The organism is Mesorhizobium sp. M2C.T.Ca.TU.002.02.1.1, assembly GCF_003997225.1.
The window spans coordinates 1-1,825 of sequence record NZ_RZTO01001048.1 but is presented as its reverse complement, the minus strand read 5'-3'; the positions used below and the strand labels follow the sequence as shown (position 1 = coordinate 1,825).

Sequence of the window (1,825 nt, the reverse complement as noted above, 5' to 3'; positions counted from 1 at the left end):
CACCTATCCGAAGGTGGCAACTCAGATTGTCAAGCTCGGCGACGTTGACGTGACCATCAACGGCATCGCCAAGGGCGCCGGCATGATCGCGCCCGACATGGCGACGATGCTTTCCTTCATCGCCACCGACGCACCGATCGCCGCCCCCGTGCTGCAGGACCTGCTGTCGCGCGGCACGGCCAAGACCTTCAATGCGGTGACCGTCGACAGCGATACCTCGACCAGCGACACGCTGCTCATCTTCGCGACCGGCAAGGCCGCCGCGCGCGGCGCGCCGGCGATCGCCGATCCCAAGGATGCGCGGCTCGGCGCGTTCCGCCGGGCGCTCGGCAAGGTGCTGAAGTCGCTGGCGCTGCAAGTGGTGCGCGACGGCGAGGGCGCGCGCAAACAGGTCGAAGTCACCGTCACCGGCGCCAAATCGGCGCGTTCGGCCAAGCGGATCGCGCTTTCGATCGCCAATTCGCCGCTGGTCAAGACGGCGGTCGCGGGCGAGGACGCCAATTGGGGCCGCGTCGTCATGGCCGTCGGCAAGGCCGGCGAGCCGGCCGACCGCGACCGGTTGTCGATCTGGTTCGGCGACAATCGGCTCGCGCATGAGGGCGAGCGCGATCCGGGCTATTCGGAGGAAGCGACCTCGGCCTATATGAAGCGCGATGACATCCGCATCCGCGCCGATATCGGCATCGGCCGCGGCAAGGCGACGGTGTGGACCTGCGACCTCACCAAGGAATATGTCGCCATCAACGGCGATTATCGGAGCTGATGGCGCCGGTGTCCGGGCATCCGGCAAGCGTGCTGGCGGTCGTGCGCCGCTACGAGGCGGCGGGGTTTCGCGCCTGGCCGGCGGCCGCCGTCCATTATGACGGGACCTGGGTGGTGCGGCTGACCGCCGGTCTCCCCGCCAAGCGCCTGAATTCGGTCAATCCGCTCGATCCCGGCGACACGCATGCCATCGAGGAGCGCATCGGCCGCGCCGCAAGGCGCTTCGATGCTTATGGCCGGCCGCTGACCTTCCGTATGTCGCCGCTGTCGGGGCAGGTGCTGTCCAGGCATCTCGACAAGGGCGGCTGGAACAGGTTCGACGAATCCCTGGTCATGCGGCTGCCGCTGAAGGACCTCGAGCTTGGCGCGGCCATGGACCAGATACCGCTGAAGGACATCAGCCGCTTCATCGGCGCGTCGCTGAGGACGAGCGGCTCGGACGCCTCGCTGCGGCCTGGCCTGTCGGAGGTCATCGGCGCCATTCAGCCGGAAGCGGGGCTGTTCGCGCTCGAGGACGGCAACGAGCCGCTGGCGACGCTGATCTGCGTCCATGACGGCGATCTCGCCGGCCTGTTCGAGGTCGCCACTGAAAAGTCCGCGCGCAAACAGGGCCATGGCCGCAATCTCATCCTCTCGGCGCTGAAATGGGCGCGGCTGCGCGGCGCGCGCGAAGCCTGGCTGCAGGTCGAGGCCGGCAATCTACCGGCGCTCTCGCTCTACCGGTCGCTCGGCTTCGAGGAAGTCTATCGCTACCATTATCGACGGCCGCCGGGCGCATGAGCGAGATCAAGCCACCCGGAAAGCGCCTGCTTCTGGTCGCGGCCTGCGCGCTGGTCGACGCCGACCGGCGCGTGCTCCTGGCGCAGCGCCCCGAGGGTAAACAGCTTGCCGGCCTGTGGGAGTTTCCAGGCGGCAAGGTCGAGCCCGGCGAGACGCCGGAGGAGTGCCTGGTCCGCGAATTGCATGAGGAACTCGGCATCGAAACGGAGATTCCGTGCCTGGCGCCGCTCACCTTCGCCAGCCATTCCTATGACGATTTCCATCTGCTGATGCCGCTTTATGT

Annotated in this window: 3 protein-coding genes; all 3 read left to right on the top strand. The window is 67.6% G+C overall.

Annotated elements, in window-relative coordinates; all coding sequences use genetic code 11:
• On the top strand, positions 1–763 hold a 763-nt coding region (locus EOD07_RS33145; protein ID WP_206519634.1), incomplete at its 5' end, for a bifunctional ornithine acetyltransferase/N-acetylglutamate synthase.
• Positions 763–1,542, top strand: coding sequence for a GNAT family N-acetyltransferase (locus EOD07_RS33140; protein WP_198540265.1), 780 nt, complete (start codon positions 763–765; stop codon positions 1,540–1,542). The genes EOD07_RS33145 and EOD07_RS33140, both read left to right, overlap by 1 nt.
• The coding region (locus EOD07_RS33135; protein WP_164772784.1) for a (deoxy)nucleoside triphosphate pyrophosphohydrolase at positions 1,539–1,825 on the top strand (287 nt) is incomplete at its 3' end. The genes EOD07_RS33140 and EOD07_RS33135, both read left to right, overlap by 4 nt.

Excerpts from the sequence above, each read along its gene's own strand:
- EOD07_RS33140 (WP_198540265.1), top strand. The coding sequence starts at position 763 with ATGGCGCCGGTGTCCGGGCATCCGGCAAGCGTGCTGGCGGTCGTGCGC.